The 15,698-nt window shown below is 64.5% G+C and carries 11 protein-coding genes; 5 read left to right on the plus strand and 6 right to left on the minus strand.

Features of this window, described 5'->3' with window-relative positions:
• Window positions 1-135: 135 nt before the first annotated feature.
• The 5 genes from ACODSK_RS30180 to ACODSK_RS30200 all read right to left on the minus strand — a co-directional run bounded on the left by ACODSK_RS30180 (window position 136) and on the right by ACODSK_RS30200 (window position 6,476).
• Window positions 136-324, minus strand: a complete 189-nt coding sequence (locus ACODSK_RS30180; RefSeq protein ID WP_489021461.1) for a hypothetical protein — start codon at window positions 322-324, stop codon at window positions 136-138.
• Between the two features lie 635 nt (window positions 325-959).
• Window positions 960-2,339: a curlin gene (locus ACODSK_RS30185; protein WP_489021463.1), complete on the minus strand. Its 1,380-nt coding sequence runs from the start codon at window positions 2,337-2,339 to the stop codon at window positions 960-962.
• Between the two features lie 27 nt (window positions 2,340-2,366).
• Window positions 2,367-2,828, minus strand: coding sequence for a curlin (locus ACODSK_RS30190; protein ID WP_489021465.1), 462 nt, complete (start codon window positions 2,826-2,828; stop codon window positions 2,367-2,369).
• A gap of 19 nt (window positions 2,829-2,847) precedes the next feature.
• Window positions 2,848-5,094 (minus strand): Ig-like domain-containing protein, encoded by a 2,247-nt coding sequence (locus tag ACODSK_RS30195; protein ID WP_489021467.1) that lies wholly within the window; start codon window positions 5,092-5,094, stop codon window positions 2,848-2,850.
• Between the two features lie 35 nt (window positions 5,095-5,129).
• Window positions 5,130-6,476 (minus strand): hypothetical protein, encoded by a 1,347-nt coding sequence (locus ACODSK_RS30200; protein ID WP_489021469.1) that lies wholly within the window; start codon window positions 6,474-6,476, stop codon window positions 5,130-5,132.
• A 268-nt stretch (window positions 6,477-6,744) separates the two neighbouring features.
• Between ACODSK_RS30200 and ACODSK_RS30205 the strand changes: the two genes are divergently transcribed.
• The 5 genes from ACODSK_RS30205 (at window position 6,745) to ACODSK_RS30225 (ending at window position 15,126) form a co-directional block, all read left to right on the plus strand.
• Entirely contained in the window at window positions 6,745-8,205 is a 1,461-nt protein-coding gene (locus tag ACODSK_RS30205; protein ID WP_489021470.1) for a sensor histidine kinase, read from the plus strand.
• 161 nt (window positions 8,206-8,366) lie between these two features.
• Window positions 8,367-11,174 carry a multicopper oxidase domain-containing protein gene (locus ACODSK_RS30210; protein ID WP_489021472.1) on the plus strand — a complete coding sequence of 936 codons (2,808 nt, stop codon included), beginning with the start codon at window positions 8,367-8,369 and terminating at the stop codon, window positions 11,172-11,174.
• Window positions 11,171-12,169, plus strand: coding sequence for an SCO family protein (locus tag ACODSK_RS30215; RefSeq protein ID WP_489021474.1), 999 nt, complete (start codon window positions 11,171-11,173; stop codon window positions 12,167-12,169). The genes ACODSK_RS30210 and ACODSK_RS30215 overlap by 4 nt, the downstream gene beginning before the upstream one ends.
• 70 nt (window positions 12,170-12,239) lie before the next feature.
• Window positions 12,240-13,730 (plus strand): sensor histidine kinase, encoded by a 1,491-nt coding sequence (locus ACODSK_RS30220; protein ID WP_489021476.1) that lies wholly within the window; start codon window positions 12,240-12,242, stop codon window positions 13,728-13,730.
• A complete protein-coding gene (locus ACODSK_RS30225) occupies window positions 13,699-15,126 on the plus strand; it encodes a sigma-54-dependent transcriptional regulator (protein ID WP_489021477.1) in 1,428 nt (475 codons plus the stop codon). Before ACODSK_RS30220 ends, ACODSK_RS30225 begins: the two co-directional genes overlap by 32 nt.
• Window positions 15,127-15,132: 6 nt before the next feature.
• Here ACODSK_RS30225 and ACODSK_RS30230 read toward each other — a convergent pair whose 3' ends face one another.
• The gene (locus ACODSK_RS30230; RefSeq protein ID WP_489021479.1) at window positions 15,133-15,441 is read right to left on the minus strand and encodes a hypothetical protein; all 309 of its coding nucleotides are present in this window, start codon (window positions 15,439-15,441) and stop codon (window positions 15,133-15,135) included.
• Window positions 15,442-15,698 lie beyond the last annotated feature (257 nt).

Raw genomic sequence — 15,698 nt, forward strand, 5'->3', positions numbered from 1 at the left:
TGTGGGAGCCGGCGTTGCCGGCGATGCGCCGCGCGGGCGGCGCTCGATCTGGAGAACGCTGAAGATCTGTCGGCATGCGCCTGGTAGCCATCATGCGGTCTCTCGACAAGCGCCACGCAGTCACCGCTGACTTCTCTAGCTACCCCTCTTCAACAACGCCTCCATCAACGCCTCGCAGGTCTCCAGCGAACCCTGGGTTGCCCAGGTCACCCGCTGCAGCGGTGGCGAGGCCATTTCGCAGGCTTGCAGGTTGCTTTCGGTGGCGGCGGCGAGGGCCATGGCGAGGTGGACGAGGGCGTCGTCGAGGGTGATGCCGGGATTCACGCTGAATACCGGGGCGTGGGTGCCTCGGCAACAGCCGAAGTGGGTGTGGGCGGAGGATCGGGTGTGAGTATCTTCATGGCGTAATTCCTCGTGTGATGGAATCGCCGGCCTTGGGTCCAGACAAGGGGAGGCGACTGTACGCGGACTGGTCCACCGGGACACGAGAACCCGGCGCGCACGAAGGCGCTCCGCGCACAGCCGCCATAACAGGAGGAAGCGTGCGCTCGTGTAATCCAGGGGACCAACCCTGATCGCTGAATAGGCAGCGACCGGCGAAGCCTAGGGTCCGATTTCCACGAGCGCAACGCGTTATGGGGCACGGAAGTATGCTTGGGAAGTTGCCTACAGGAAAGTCGGAAGCAGGGGGAGTTTCGTAGCTTTATGCGACGCCGTTTATGGGGAGTTCGCCGAGCCCGCTGGATTGGGGTGTAGTGCAAAGAGCAGTTATTGATCGTGGGAGCGAGCTCGCTCGCGAAGGGCCGCAAAGCGGCCCCAAAACCATCCATATTCAGTGTGTCAGACAAGCCGCGGATTCAGGTTTTGCGACGGCTTCGCCGTCGTTCGCGAGCAAGCTCGCTCCCACGGGGGCATAGCTGGCAAGCCAACACCCACAAGGTCTGCGCCAGGCACAAGCCTCACTGCTGCAACACACTCGCCTGGTTAGCCGCACCAAACTGCTGCACCGTCGCCATCTGCCCCGTCCCGCTTTGATCGACCGTGGCCATGTTGCCGTCCCCGCCCTGGGTGACATACGCCACGTTCATGCTGTCCGCCTGCTTGACCGTGATCTGGTTGTCACTGCCATACAACTGCGCGGTATACGCCTGGTTGCCATCGCCGGACTGGTCGAACGACGTACTGTTGCCGCTGCCGTTGGAGAAGCCCTGGGCCAGGTTGGCCGTGCCGCGCTGGTCGGCGATAAGCAGGTTGTCGCTGCCGTTCTGGTCGAAGTACAGCTCGTTGTAGTTCTCCGCCTGGCTGACCTTGGTCTGGTTGCCGCTGCCATTCTGCTGGGTGGTCATGACGTGGCCGACACCGTCCTGGGTGAAGTTGGCCACGTTGCCGCTGCCGGCCTGGTTGATCGTGGCGCGCTGGTCGAGGCCGAACTGGCCACCTTCCTGCGGGCCTTTCCAGTTGCTGGCGTAGACCTTGTTGTCGTTGCCCAGCGAGGTGGCGTTGAGCACCAGGTTTTCCCCGGACTGATAGGTGAAGTGCACGTTGCCGCTGCCTTGCTGGTAGAGCGCCAGACTCGACGCGGTGGATTCGTACTGGTCGGCGTAGATCGCGTTGAGGTCGCCGACCTGGAACACCTGAGCCATATTGTTTTCGCCGAAACTCTGATCGACCACCGCTTCGTTGGCCTGCCCGTATTGCTGGATCGTCGCCTGGCTGGCGGTCTGGCTGTCCTGCCAGACTTCGTTGCCGTTGAATTCACCCATCTGGGTGATGTTGATGCTGCCGCCCAGACCGTTGCGCTGGTCGCCATAGGCGTAGTTGCTTTCGCCAGCCTGGTAGATGTTGATCTGCCCGGCGTTGTGCAGCACCTGTTCGGCAGTGCCGTAGTTGGCCGTGCCGTACTGGATGACGATGGCGTTGTTGCCGATGCCGGGATAGAGCTGTTCGACGTTGGCTTCGTTGCTGTCGCCGAATTGCTGGGTGGTGGCGCTGCCGCTGTCCTGGCTTTCCTGATAGACGAAGGAGAAGTTGCCGGTGCCCTGTTGCTGTTGCAGCGCGACATTGCCGCCTTCACCAATGGACTGGCTGGCGTGGCTGATGTTGAAGGCGCCCAGTTGCTGCTGCTGGATGCTGCTGCCGTTTTCGAACAGTTGCTCGGCGTAGCCGGCGTTGTAGTCACCGGCCTGGTACTGGTCGATGACGCTGGTGGCGGTTATCTGCACCACGGCCGCGTCGTTGCCCTGGCCGGACTGCTGCTGGGTGGAGAGACTGTTGTCCGCCAGGGCCTGGGCACTGAGAACGACCAGGATTGCGGCGGTAAGGGGCGTCAGTTTGAACATGATGAAACCTCCGGGTAGCGCAATGCGTTAGCGATATTGTCTGACCGAGACGCTCATGCCGTTGCCGGACTGGCTGACGGCGCTTTGCAGCCCCGTGCCGGCCTGCTCGATGGTGGCGTCGTTGTTGTTGCCGTTCTGGGTGATCTGCGCGCGATTGTGGCTGCCGCTCTGGCTGATGCCCGCGCTGTTGCCGCTGCCTTGCTGGGTTATCGTGGCCATCAGGTCGTTGCCCTGTTGCAGGATCCAGGCTTCCTGGTTGCTTCCCGACTGCACCACATTGCCGAGCAGCGACAGGCCGTTCTGTTGCACCCGTGCGTCGTTGGCCTGGCCGTTCTGCACGATCAGGGCCTGCTGGCCGACGGGTGGGGGCAGCTCGCCGAGGTCGTTGCCGGCGGCGAGGTCGTCGTTTTCCATCAGGTCGTCAGCCACCGCACCCACACTGCCCAGGAGCAGGAAAAGGCAGAGCAGGGCGGTGGTCGACGTGTTCATGGACGGCTCCTCTATAGGCTCAGTTGGCGGTAACCGCGACAGTGCGCACGGTGCCCTGGGACGAGGTGATGGTCGCGCTCGGGTTGGCCGATGGCACGACGGTGGTGGTGTTGCTCACCGTCAGCCGCCAGCGCCCGGTGACCGGTACGGTAGTGGTGCCCAGGGTGGTCAGCCCGGTAGGCGTGCTCACCTGCACCGTAATGGTGTTGCCGGTGGTCACCGACGAGGTGCCGGCGAAGTCCCAGGTGAAGCGGTTGTTGGAGCGCGCCGAGACGGTGGCGGTGGTGACCGTGAAGGTCTCGGCGGCCGGCCGTGGCGAGACCTGCACGGTGACCGTCCCCGGCGTGGTGGCGACGGCGCCGAAGTTGTCCCGGGGGAGGTAGGTGAAGGTGGTGGTGAAGGCGGTGGTTACCGTGGCCGGCGGGGTGTAGGTGAGGACCGTGCCATTGCTGGTGACGGTGCCGCGCCCGGCTGCTGGCTGGGTGAAGCTGGCGACGGCCAGGGGCACGTTGCCTTCGGGGTCGGTGTCGTTGGCCAGCACGTTGATCGGAATCGCTACGCCGAGGGTTGCGACGGCGTCGTTGACCGGCACCGGTGGCTGGTTCGGCGCGACATTGATGGTCACCGTGGCCGGGTTGGTCGAGGCCAGGCCTTTGCCGTCCTGGGCCTTGTAGGTGAAGGTCGTGGTTAGCGGTGCGTTGACCACCGCAGGCGGCGTGTAGACCACCGAGGTGCTGCCGCTCAGGGCCACCGTGCCTTGTCCGCTAGGCGGCTGGGTGAGGGCGGTGATGGTCAGCGGCGTGTTGTTGTCCGGATCGCTGTCGTTGGCTACCAGGTTGAGGGTGATGGGTACGCCGAAGCTGGTGCTGCCGCTGTCGGCCACCGCCAGCGGTGGCTGGTTCTCGGCCACGTTCGGCGCAATGCCGACGACGACCACCGGCTCGGTGTCGCTACCGCCGGCGGCGGACTTGACCGTGACGGTAGCCGGCGGCTGGGCCAGGCCGATGACGGTGATGCGCTGCTGGTTGCCGTTCTTCGACAGGCGCCCATAGCCCTGGGCAACCAGGTCGGGGACGTCCACTTCGTCGGTGGACGTGGCTTCGATCAGCAGGCTGCCGTTGTCCGAGTTGTAGCGCGCCGTGTTGATCTTCACCACATCCGAGAGCTTGCTCGACACGGCGGTCGGGCGCGTGGTCCCGGCCGGGTTGCTGGCGGTGACCACCACGACTGGCGGCACCGCACCGGTGAAGTTGCGCTGGGCGAAGAACAGGCCGTTGTCGCCGATCATGCTGGTCTGGCACGGCGACTGCGGCGGGCCGGCCACCAATGCGATGGACTCGCGGAAGCACAGCGCCGAGCCGGCCCCGGCCTTGGCAAAGACTTCCACGCGGGTCGTGCCGCCACTGCCGGAAGTGCTGCGGCGGTAGGTGGCGCGGGTGATCTCCACCGGGGTTTGCTGGCGATTGTCGAGGACTTTGCCGGACAGTGTGAACAGGCTGGTCTGGATGGTTCCTGCCGGCCCGCTGATGCGCACGAAGTTGGTGTTGTTGGGGCTGCCGGTGACTGCTTCGGTGAGGTTCGGGTCGCCGACGAAGGTTTCCACCGCGCCGGTTTCCGGGTTCACCTCGGTGTAGGGGCCGTTGACGCTGCGCAGGAACGGACCGATGGCGCCATTCACCGCTCCGCTGAAGTTGCCCGGCGCGCCGATGCCGATGTCGCGGGTGATGTTGATGGCCCGACGGCCCGGGGTCGCCACGTTGACCGTTTCCACGCCATAGGGGTGGGTGATGGTGTAGGTGCCGGCGGTAGGTACCGAAACCCGGATGCGGATCCGCGCGAAGCTTTGCTGGTCGCCGTCCACCGGGTTTTCCGAGGCAAAGGCGGCCTCGATCCCGGCCACATAGGCATCCAGTTCGTAACCGCTGTTGCCAATCGCCGGAATGGCCGTTTCGGCGAGGAACCAGAACGCTTCCGGTGGCCAGTTATCGGGGAACACCATCGGCTGGGCGTCGTCGAAGATCCCCGGCTCCGGGAGCAGGGTGCACATATAGGCCGGTGGCACGCTGGCCGGCACCCGCGAACTGGTGGCGCGGGACTGGCACAGCTCCATCGACAGCAGGTTGTTGTCCTGGTACCACATGGGGAATTTCCCCGTGGCGAAGGTATAGGGACCGGGGTCGACGGCGGCAAGTTGCGCGAAAGCGCTACCGGACAGCGACAGCGTCAGTCCCAGGGCGTTGAGCGCCAGGCGTGGCCAATTGTTCATGATGCCTCCTGATGAGGATCCGGGCAGTTGAGCGTTCATTGCACGATGAGCACTTCTTCGGTGTCGCTGCCGCCATTGGATGACGTCACGCGGACAGTGGCCGGCGGGATGGGCGAGATGCCGGTGGCAAGCGCCTTGACCGCGCCGTCGCCACTCAAGGCGCCGATGGTGGCGCCGCTGCCGGAGGTGGCGGTCAGCACCGGGGGCGAGGTTTCATCGCTGGTCGAGGCTTCGACGGTCAGTTGCCCGGAACTCAGGCTGTACTCGGCGCGGCGGATCACCACCAGGTCGGTCAGGGGCATGGGCAGGGTGGTCGGGGTGCTGCTGGCGATGGCCAGGTGGTTGTCGGCGGTGACCTGCAGGACATGCGGCAACACCGGGTTCTGCGGGCTTTGCACGTACCAGTTGCCGGTGCCGTCGGCCTCGCTCAGGTTCAGCACCGGGCTGCTGTTGCTCAGGGTGACGGTGGCCGGCGCCGGCGGTGCCATGACGAACACGTCCTGCTGGGCCACCGGTCCGCTTTCACCGGGCTTGCGCGAGTAGGTACTGCGCTGGGTGATCAGCGGCGTCGGCCGTACCACCTCCGACAGCTTGCCGGAGATGGCGAAATCGTTGGTGCGCAGGTCGATGCCGCCAGGGCCTTCGATGCGGATGAAGTTGGTATTGAACGGGCTGCCGGTCACCGCCTCGTTGAGGTTCGGGTCGCCGATGAAGCGTTCCGCGCCACCGGTCACCGGATTGGTCTCGGTGTAGGGGCCGTTGACGCTGCGCAGGAACGGGCCGACATCGCCCTTGAGCGCGCCATCGTAGGTTTGCGGCGAGCCGATGCCGATGTCCCGGGTCATATTGATCGCCCGGCGCCCGGGGGTGTCGATGTCGAACACATCGACCCCGTAGGGGTGGGTAATCACGTAGGTACCTGCGGTGGGAACATCGACCCGAATGCGGATGCGGGCGAAGCTGACCTGGTCGCCTTCGACCGGCTCCTCGGCGGCGAAGGCGGCTTCGATGGCCGCGCCGTAGGACAGGTTGATGCCACGGGCGGCATCGACGATGGCGCCGTCGGCGGTAAACCAGAAGGCCTCGTCGGGGAAGTTGCTGGGGAATACCACCGGTTGCGCGTCATCGAACACGCCCGGGGTTGGCAGCAGGCTGCACATGTAGCTCGGCGCGCCGGGTGCGCCGGCCACCCGTGAACTCACCGCTTTCGACAGGCACAGGTCGAGGGTTCGCCCGTGGCTGTCCTGGTACCAGGCGGCAAAGCCGCCGTTGCCGGGGGTGTACGGGCCGGGATCGACCGCGAACAATGCCGCCTGGGCGACACCGTGGGCCAGTGCGCCGACGACCAGGACGGTCGCCGTTTTGGACAGTAAAGGGTGCATGAGTATTCCCTCTATTGGAGACCTGTCCCGCAGGGGAGGGTCAGTTGCGAGGGCCAGCGCAACTTTCATACCAAGGGTCGAGGACGGGCTTGCAAGGCCCGTGGTCAAAGGGTTCGGCTGAAAATCCAGGCCGCGATGAAGCAGACCTGCCCCCATGTTTGGGGGGGGATGGGGCGCCGGGGAATGGGGCAGTTTCCCCACCCGAAACCGGGTAAACCGCGTCGGTTGGGCTATAACCCCATAGGGACTGCCGTCGGGGACAACGTCGATGAACCTGTGGACCAGAACAACTGCGGTCGATCAAGCCCCGGCCCGCCCGGGCTTGCACAAGCAACCCTTCAACCTGCTGCGCTGGTTCTCGATGATCAGCCTGGCGGTGATCGGCAGCGTCGCCCTGGCGCTCGGCGCGGTGTCCTCGCGGTTCGTGATCAGCGAGAGCGTGCACCGTGATGCCCTGTTGACCTCGCAGTTCCTCCAGGCGATCGCTTCGGCGGAAGTGCGCCATGTGTCGATCGCCAACGTGCGGACCATGGGCGAGCTGCTCGACCCGCGCCAGGACCGCGCCTTTCCCGATGTCGATCCTGCCGCCAGGGCCAGTGCCCGGGGCGAGTTCCTCGACCATATCGAGCACCTGCCGGACGTGATCCTGGCCAATATCTACGCCCCCGACCGCACGGTGATCTGGTCGACCAACCCGGCGCTGGTCGGCACCCGCATCCACACCGACGAGGACCTGGAAGAGGCCTTCACGTCGAAGACGCCGGTTTCGGCCAGCTATCACAGCGTCGACCAAGGGCGCATGGAACAGAAATTCCCGGTGCCGCCGAAATTCATGTTCATCGAGAACTACATCCCGCTGTTCGACGCCGACGGCGAAAACGTCACGGCGATGGTGGAGATCTACAAGGAGCCCACCGACCTGATCGAGCGCATGACCCGCGGCCTGCTGGTGATCTGGCTGGCCACCGCGGCGAGCGCGGGCCTGATTTTCCTCGGGCTGTACTGGATCGTGCGGCGCGCCGCGAAGCTGCTGGCGGTGCAGCAGAAACAACTGATCACCAACGAAACCTTCGTCGCCCTGGGCGAGATGTCCTCGGCGGTGGCCCACAGCCTGCGCAATCCCCTGGCGACCATCCGCTCCAGTGCCGAATTGGCGCTGGAGTTCGACAGCGGCGCGGCGCACAAGAACATCAACGATATCGTCGGCCAGGTCGATCGCATGTCGAAGTGGGTGCGCGAGCTGCTGCAATCCCTGCGCCCGCTGGCCGGGGAGGCCGAGCCGGTGGACCTGGTAGCGGCCTTGCGCGCCAGCCTGGCGGCGTTCGAGGCGCAGATCGCCCGGGCGGCGATCCAGGTCGAGTTCACCCCCCATGACTCGCCCTGGGTACTGAGCGAGCAGGTGCAATTGAGCCAGATCCTCGCCAGCGTGCTGTCCAACGCCCTGGATGCGATGGACAAGGGCGGCACCTTGAGCGTGTCGTTGAGCTCGTCCGATACGCAGCGCGTGAGCCTGGTCCTCAGCGACAACGGCCGTGGCATGAACGAAGAACAGCGCAGCATGGCCTTCCGTCCGTTCTTCACCACCAAGCAGGGCGGGCTCGGCGTCGGCCTGGTGCTGGTCAGGCGGATGATGGAACGCTTCGGCGGTTCCGTGAGCCTGCAAAGCCGTGAAGGCGAGGGCACCTGCGTCCACCTGTCGTTCAAAAAGCCACCGGTGAAACGGGGCTGAACTTTCCCCGGTAACGGGTGTCATTCCCCAGTCACAGCGGCCTGTAGCCCCGAATTCATCGCCAGGTCATTGATTTGCAAGGCTGCAATCAATAGTTACATGTCTGGCGAAGTTCTTGCACTACCCCCATCACCCCCTTCATGACTTCGAGGTGGTTGGTGATGGACCTGAAAACGCGTTCTCCCTTCAAGTGGCTGGCGCTGATCATGCCGGCAGGCCTCCTCGCTTCATTGCTGCTTGGTACGACGCCGCTGCGCGCCAGCCCCATCGACGACGAACGACAGCCCGAGCCATCCGACCCTTCGGCCTACCAGGACGAAGCTGCGGACAAAGCGGCGGCGCTGAATGCCATCCTGACCATGCCGGAAGCCAATCTCGACGCCCTCGACCTGCCCGATGGCGTCAAGGGCAGCCGCGACACCACCCGCCAGGAAAACGTGCTGCGACCGCCGCAGCAGACCAGCTTCAACTTCCCCACCAATGGCAAGCCGAGCCCGTTGTTCGGCGCCCAGCCGTTCACCCAGCAATTGCTGCTGTTCGAAGAGTTCGGCCCGGAAAAACTCGACCCGACCACGCCGGCCGCACTCCTGGAGTTCCCGGCGCCGGCGGTGGGGCCGCTGCCCCAGCAGGACCCGGCCAGCGCGGCGCGTAGTGCACCGCCCAGTGCGGCCCTCGACGCCTTCCTGCGCCAGCCTGGCCTGACGCCGTTCCCCAGCCAGTTCGCCAATGTGGTGGACCGCAACCCCTGGCAGGCGCAGATCGAATACTTCCTCAACCGCCGCATCGGCTCGTCGGCGGAAGGCCGGCCGCCAGGAAAAGGCTGGTCGCACCAGCGCTGGAACGAGTTCTACCCGCAACTGGCGTACAAGACGGTACAGACCGGGGTGCGGGTCAACGGAGGGCTGCGTGACAGCCGGCAAATGCACGGCTACGCCGTCGGCGAGTTCGGTCCGGGCGGTCTGTATCACAACGTCGCCGGGGTTCCGGCCACCGATGGCACGGCCAAGGGCGTCGACCCGCGCTTCCACCCGAACATGCCGGTGCAGAACCACAATTCGGTCTGGACTTTCGATGGCACCCTGCCGCCGAAGCTGCTGATGGTGCGCTACGGTCAGCCCGTGCTGATGCGCCATTACAACGGCCTTCCGATCGACCCGGCAGCCAACATGGGCTTCGGCCTGCACACCATCAGCACTCATGAGCACAACGGCCATGCCCCAGCAGAAAGCGACGGCTACGCCAATGCCTTCTTCTTCCCGGGGCAGTACTACGACTACCGCTGGCCGATCCAGCTGGCCGGCTACGACAGCATCAATACCGACGCCCGCGACCCTCGCGCGGCATTCCCGTGCGCCCCCGGCGAAACCCTGTGGACCAACGACCTGAACCCGAGCCGCAAGACCTGCGAGAACGGCACCATCCGCATTCGTGGTGACTGGCGCGAAACCATGAGCACCCACTGGTTCCACGACCACATGCTCGATTTCACCGCGCAGAACGTCTACAAGGGCAACGCGGCGATGATGAACTACTACAGCGCCCTGGACCGTGGCAACGAGGCGGTCAACGACGGCGTCAACCTGCGGTTCCCCAGCGGCAGCGCGCTGCCCTGGGGCAACCGCGACTACGACGTCAACCTGGTGCTGGGCGACAAGGCCTGGGATCAGAACGGCCAGCTGTGGTTCAACCCGTTCAACACCGACGGCTTCATCGGCGACCAGGTACTGGTCAACTGGCAGTGGAAACCGACCCTCGACGTGCGCGCCCGTAGCTACCGCCTGCGCATCCTCAACGGCTCGGTGTCGCGCTACTTCAAGCTGGCCATGGTCCGCGAAATCAAGGGTTCCAGCGGCGAGTTCCAGGGGCCCAAAGGCTCCGGGCTGTCCTATGCCCGGGTGCCGTTCCACATGATCGCCAACGACGGCAACATCATGGAGCACAGCGTACCGTTCGACGGCTCCATGGACCTCGATGCCGACGGCGACAAGCAGAACCACAACGCAATCCTGCCGACCCAGGGTATCGCCGAGCGTTTCGACCTTATCGTCAACTTCGCCAAAAACGGGATCAAGCCGGGGGACAAGCTGTTCCTGGTCAACCTGCAGGCCCACGACGACGGCAAGGGTCCGATCGCGCCGGTGCCGCTGGGCGATGTGCTGTCGGAGAAATACCTGGCGGTGATCAAGCAGTCGAGCAAAGGTCCGCAGTGGGACAAGGGCGACCCGGCGGTGGGCAAGGTCCTGCAGTTCAACGTCAAGGCCTACAGTGGGCAGGACCTGGCCATGGACCCGGCGAACTACGAGCCGGCCAGGCCGGGCAAGGCCGAGGGCCTGGTGATGATCCCGCTCAAGCTGCACCGCGACAATGCCGCCGACAAGGCGCTGCTGGCCAGGGCGCGGCACCGGACCTTCATTTTCGGCCGCTCCGACGGCACCGACGAGGCGCCGTGGACGGTCAAGACCGATGGCGGTTTCGGCTTCCACATGGACCCGCGGCGCCTCAACGCCTCGGCCCAGCTCGCCAGCGGCCCCACCGATGCCGACACTGCCGGGTTCGGCACCCTGGAGGTGTGGAGCATCAAGGCTGGCGGCAAGGGCTGGAGCCATCCGGTGCATGTGCACTTCGAGGAGGGCATCATTCTCAGCCGTGGCGGCAAGGCGCCGCCTGAGTGGGAAAAATGGGCGCGCAAGGACGTCTATCGCATCGGCTCGGAAAACGACGGGCTGGACAGCGTGGAAATGGCGATCAACTTCCGCGAATTTGCCGGCACCTACATGGAGCACTGTCACAACACCCAGCATGAGGACAACTCCATGCTGCTGCGCTGGGACCTGGAAAAACCCGGGCAATTCCAGCTGATGCCGACGCCGCTGCCGAGCTGGGACGGGGTGCGCTACGTCAATTCGGCCGCCCTGCCGACCTTCCGCAATGGCGATGGCCTGGGCCCGCAGATCCAGGTGAACAAATGATCCGCCCGGCACTGGTTGCGCACCTGCTGTTATTGCTGGTGACCTGCGTACTGGCAGGGCGGCTGCTGACCTCCCATGAAGGGGGCGCCGCCGAGCCGGCCAGCGAGTCGGCCACGCCGTGGGGCGGCGACTATTTTCCCAATACCCTGCTGACCGACCAGGAGGGTCGCCAGCTGCGTTTTTTCGACGACCTGATCAAGGGCAAGGTGGTGGTGATCAACTTCATCTTCACCTCGTGCAGCGACTCCTGCCCGCTGGAAACCGCGCGCTTGCGCCAGGTTCAGCAGTTGCTCGGCGACCGGGTCGGCAAGGACATCTTCTTCTACTCCATCAGCATCGACCCGATCAGCGATACCCCCGAGGTTCTCAAGGCCTATGCGGCACGCTTCAAGGTCGGGGCGGGCTGGCGTTTTCTCACCGGCGACTTCACCGACGTCAGCGAACTGCGCCGCAAGCTTGGCCTGTTCATCGAAGGCGTCGACAACGGGCGCAACAAGGATCACAACCTCAGCCTGATCGTCGGCAACCAGCAAAGCGGGCGCTGGATGAAGGCCTCGCCGTTTGAAAGTCCGTGGATTCTCGCCGACCAGCTGGCCAACACCCTGCACAACTGGAAACAGCCGAGCCTTGAGCAGAGCTACGCCGACGCCCCGCAGATTCGCCCGCCAAGCAATGGCGAAGAGCTGTTTCGCACCCGCTGCGCGTCGTGCCACAGCCTTGGCCCGCAGGACGGCCAGGGTATCGGCATGCGTAATATCGGCCCCGACCTGATCGGCGTGACGGCGCAACGCGATCCGGCCTGGTTGAACCGCTGGATCCGCGAGCCGGATCGCCTGCTCGCGGAGAAGGACCCGATTGCCGTGGAACTGTACGAACGCTACGCCAGGATCCCGATGCCCAACCTGCGCCTGGACGAGCGTTCGGCGCAGGCGATCATCGATTTCCTCGACGACGAGACCGAGCGCCAGCGAACTTCGACCGCGCAGGTTCAATAGTGGCAAATGGCGCCTACACTCAATCCGAATCAACCCAGAGAAGGCTGATGACGGAAACCGGGGGACACCCATGCCTTTACCCGAACAACCCTTGCCTGAATCAGCTGCCGAACCCCTCCAGCCCCTGGATAGCCGGAGGCGCTTCAACCTGCTGCGGTGGTTTTCGCTCGGTAGTTTCCTGATCATCAGCGCCGTGGCCCTGGGGATGGGCTATGTGTCGACGCGCTTCGTGGTCAACGAAAGCATCGCCCGTGACTCGATGCTGACCGCGCAATTCATCCAGGCCATCGGCGCGGCCGAAATCCGCCACGCCGCGATCAACCCGCCACGAACCATCGGCGAAATGCTCGACCCGCGTCAGGACCACGCCTACCCGGACGTTCCGGCGCAGACCCGGGCTGCAGCCCGCGTCGAGTTCCTCGACCATGTCGAACACCTGCCGGATCTGCTGCTGGCCAATGTCTACGCCCTCGATCGCACGGTGGTGTGGTCGACCAATCCGGAACTGATCGGCGTGCATATCCAGGACGACGAAGAACTGGATCAATCCTTCGCCATGAAAGAGGCGGTTTCCACCAGCTACCACAAGATCGACGACGAGCGTCCCGAGCAGAAAATGCTGCGCGAACCCCAGTACCTGTTCGTCGAGAACTACATACCGATGTTCAACGCCGATCACAGCCATGTGATCGCCATGGTCGAGATCTACAAGGAGCCCGCCGACCTGGTGGCGCGCATCCAGCGCGGCTTCAAGCACATCTGGGTGGCGACTCTGCTGGGCGGGCTGGTGATCTACCTGGCGCTGTTCTGGATCGTGCGTCGCGCTGCATTGTTGCTGGAAAGCCAGCAGAAACAGCTGATCGCCAACGAGACCTTCGTCGCCCTCGGCGAGATGTCCACGGCCATCGCCCATAGTCTGCGCAATCCGCTGGCGACCATCCGCACCAGTGCCGAACTGGCCATGGATATCGCCAGCCAGGGCGCGCAGAAGAACATCGGCGACATCATCAACCAGGTCGATCGCATGTCGCGCTGGGTTCGCGAGTTGCTGGTGTCCATGCGTCCGGCCAGCGACGAGGGCGAGGCGGTGGACCTGATCATGGCGCTGGAGGACACCCTGAGCGCCTACGATCCGTTGATTCGCCGCTGCCACGTCAACGTCAGCTTCGTGGCACCGGAGGTGCAACCGGTCGTCAGCCAGCAGGTGCTGCTCACGCAAATCCTCAATAGCCTGTTCGCCAATGCCCTGGAGGCCATGCCCAAGGGCGGCGTGTTGAGCATCGAACTGGATACTTCGCAACCCGGGCAACTGGGCATGACCCTCGGCGATACCGGCAAGGGCATGAGCGCGCAGCAGCAACAGATGGTCTTCAAGCCCTTTTTCACCACCAAGCAAGGCGGACTCGGCGTCGGCCTGGCCCTGGTCAAACGGATAATGGAGCGCTTCGACGGCTCGGTCGAACTGACCAGCCGCGAGCAGGAAGGAACCCGCGTGCGACTCAACTTCAAAGTGGCAACGGGAGGCGACTATGGAACGCAGCATATTGCTGGTCGAGGATGACGAACTCCTCGCCGGGAACATCCAGACCTACCTGGAGCGCAAGGGTTTCGAGGTCACCGTCTGCCATTGCGCGGAAGACGCGCTGGAGCAGTTGACCTCTGTCGCCCCCGACGTGGTGCTGACCGACAACTCGCTGCCGGGCATGAGCGGTCACGACCTGATCCAGAAGCTGCGCATCAGCGCGCCGGAGCTGAAAGTGATCATGATGACCGGCTACGGCAACGTCGAAGACGCGGTGATCGCGATGAAGGAGGGCGCCTTTCACTATGTCACCAAGCCGGTGGCCCTGGCCGAGTTGAAGCTGTTGCTGGACAAGGCCATGGAGACCGAGCGCATGGAGCGCACGTTGTCCTTCTATCAGGAGCGCGAGGCGCAGAAATCCGGGGTGCAGGCGTTGATCGGCGAGTCGGCGCCGATGCAGCAGCTGAAAAACACCATTGCCCAGGTGCTCGATGCCGAGCGGCGCATGGCCAATACCGACCTGCCGCCAGTGCTGGTGGAGGGGGAAACCGGGACCGGCAAGGAGCTGGTGGCCCGTGCCTTGCATTTCGACGGGCCGCGCAGCAAGGGCCCGTTCATCGAGTTCAACTGCGCGTCGATTCCGGCCAACCTGGTGGAGTCCGAACTGTTCGGCCATGAAAAGGGCGCCTTCACCGATGCCCGGGAGCGCCGTCTGGGGCTGGTCGAAGCGGCGGATGGCGGCACCCTGTTCCTCGACGAGATCGGCGAAATGGACCTGCTGTTGCAGGCCAAGCTGCTCAAGCTCCTCGAAGACCGCAGCATCCGCCGGGTCGGCTCGGTCAAGGAGCGCAAGGTCGATCTGCGGGTGATCAGCGCCACCAACTGCAACCTCGAACAGATGGTCCAGCAGGGCAAGTTCCGCCGCGACCTGTTCTTCCGCCTGCGCATCATCTCGATCAAGGTCCCGCGCCTGTATGCCCGTGGCGAGGACATCCTGCTCCTGGCCCGGCACTTTCTTGCCAGCCACGGCAAGCGCTATGGCAAGCCGAACCTGCACTTCAGCGACCAGGCCGAAGCCCTGATGCTGGGCTACAGCTGGCCGGGCAACGTGCGCGAACTGCGCAACATGCTCGAACAGACCGTGTTGCTGGCCCCGAGCGAGACCATTGCCGCGCACCAGTTGAATGTCTGCCTGAGCCTGATGGATGACCCGCTGCCGGTGCAGGAAGCGCAGCAGCATGAACCGCGGCCGGTGGCAACCGACAGTGAATCGATGAACCTGCCGGAAGTCGAGCGCGACATGGTGCGCAAGATGCTCGACAAGACCGACTGGAATGTCACCAAGTCCGCCCGCTTGCTGGGCCTGAGCCGTGACATGCTGCGCTACCGGATCGAGAAACTCGGCCTCGAACGCCCGGACAAGCGCCACTGGTAAGGCGGGTCAGAATGCGGGCTTCTGCTGGTTCAGACAGGCGAGCAGGCAATCTGGCTCGTGGACTTCCTCGTTGCGGTAGACCCCGTGCTCTGCGTCATACACGCGTTTGAACAGGCGCACGCTGGTGTCGGTCACTGTCGGCAGGCGCGAATCGCTGAAACGATGCTCGCTGGCGACTGGAATGAAGGTGCGCGGGGCGCTGGGGATGTAGGTTTGCGGTGGCAGCGAATCCAGCGAGGGCGGGGCAGGGTGGGCGAAGGGCTGGTTGGCGCCGTAGTAGATGAAGGCGCTGTCGTCGGCATTGCTGGTGGGCATGACGCCGAAATAGAGCGTTGGTAGTAGTGCGAGAGCGATGGGTTTCATGATTGCACCTGTGGCGCGTGGATCTCCCGAGGTTTTCAACTATAGGCCTGTGACATGGGGAGCTATACATCTTTCTGAGATGGGGTGGGCTGCGGGGCGCCTGGCAGGAAACCGGGTCATGGCCACCAGGTGCATGCCGGTAGATCTTCAGCGCTCTCCAGATCGAGCGCCGCCCGCGCGGCGCATCGCCGGCAACGCCGGCTCCCACA

Source organism: Pseudomonas sp. FG98 (genome assembly GCF_057808595.1).

Excerpts from the sequence above, each read along its gene's own strand:
- ACODSK_RS30190 (WP_489021465.1), bottom strand. The coding sequence starts at position 2,828 with ATGAACACGTCGACCACCGCCCTGCTCTGCCTTTTCCTGCTCCTGGGC.
- ACODSK_RS30230 (WP_489021479.1), bottom strand. The coding sequence starts at position 15,441 with ATGCCCACCAGCAATGCCGACGACAGCGCCTTCATCTACTACGGCGCC.
- ACODSK_RS30205 (WP_489021470.1), top strand. The coding sequence starts at position 6,745 with ATGAACCTGTGGACCAGAACAACTGCGGTCGATCAAGCCCCGGCCCGC.
- ACODSK_RS30200 (WP_489021469.1), bottom strand. The coding sequence starts at position 6,476 with ATGCACCCTTTACTGTCCAAAACGGCGACCGTCCTGGTCGTCGGCGCA.
- ACODSK_RS30195 (WP_489021467.1), bottom strand. The coding sequence starts at position 5,094 with ATGAACAATTGGCCACGCCTGGCGCTCAACGCCCTGGGACTGACGCTG.
- ACODSK_RS30220 (WP_489021476.1), top strand. The coding sequence starts at position 12,240 with ATGCCTTTACCCGAACAACCCTTGCCTGAATCAGCTGCCGAACCCCTC.
- ACODSK_RS30185 (WP_489021463.1), bottom strand. The coding sequence starts at position 2,339 with ATGTTCAAACTGACGCCCCTTACCGCCGCAATCCTGGTCGTTCTCAGT.
- ACODSK_RS30215 (WP_489021474.1), top strand. The coding sequence starts at position 11,171 with ATGATCCGCCCGGCACTGGTTGCGCACCTGCTGTTATTGCTGGTGACC.
- ACODSK_RS30210 (WP_489021472.1), top strand. The coding sequence starts at position 8,367 with ATGGACCTGAAAACGCGTTCTCCCTTCAAGTGGCTGGCGCTGATCATG.
- ACODSK_RS30225 (WP_489021477.1), top strand. The coding sequence starts at position 13,699 with ATGGAACGCAGCATATTGCTGGTCGAGGATGACGAACTCCTCGCCGGG.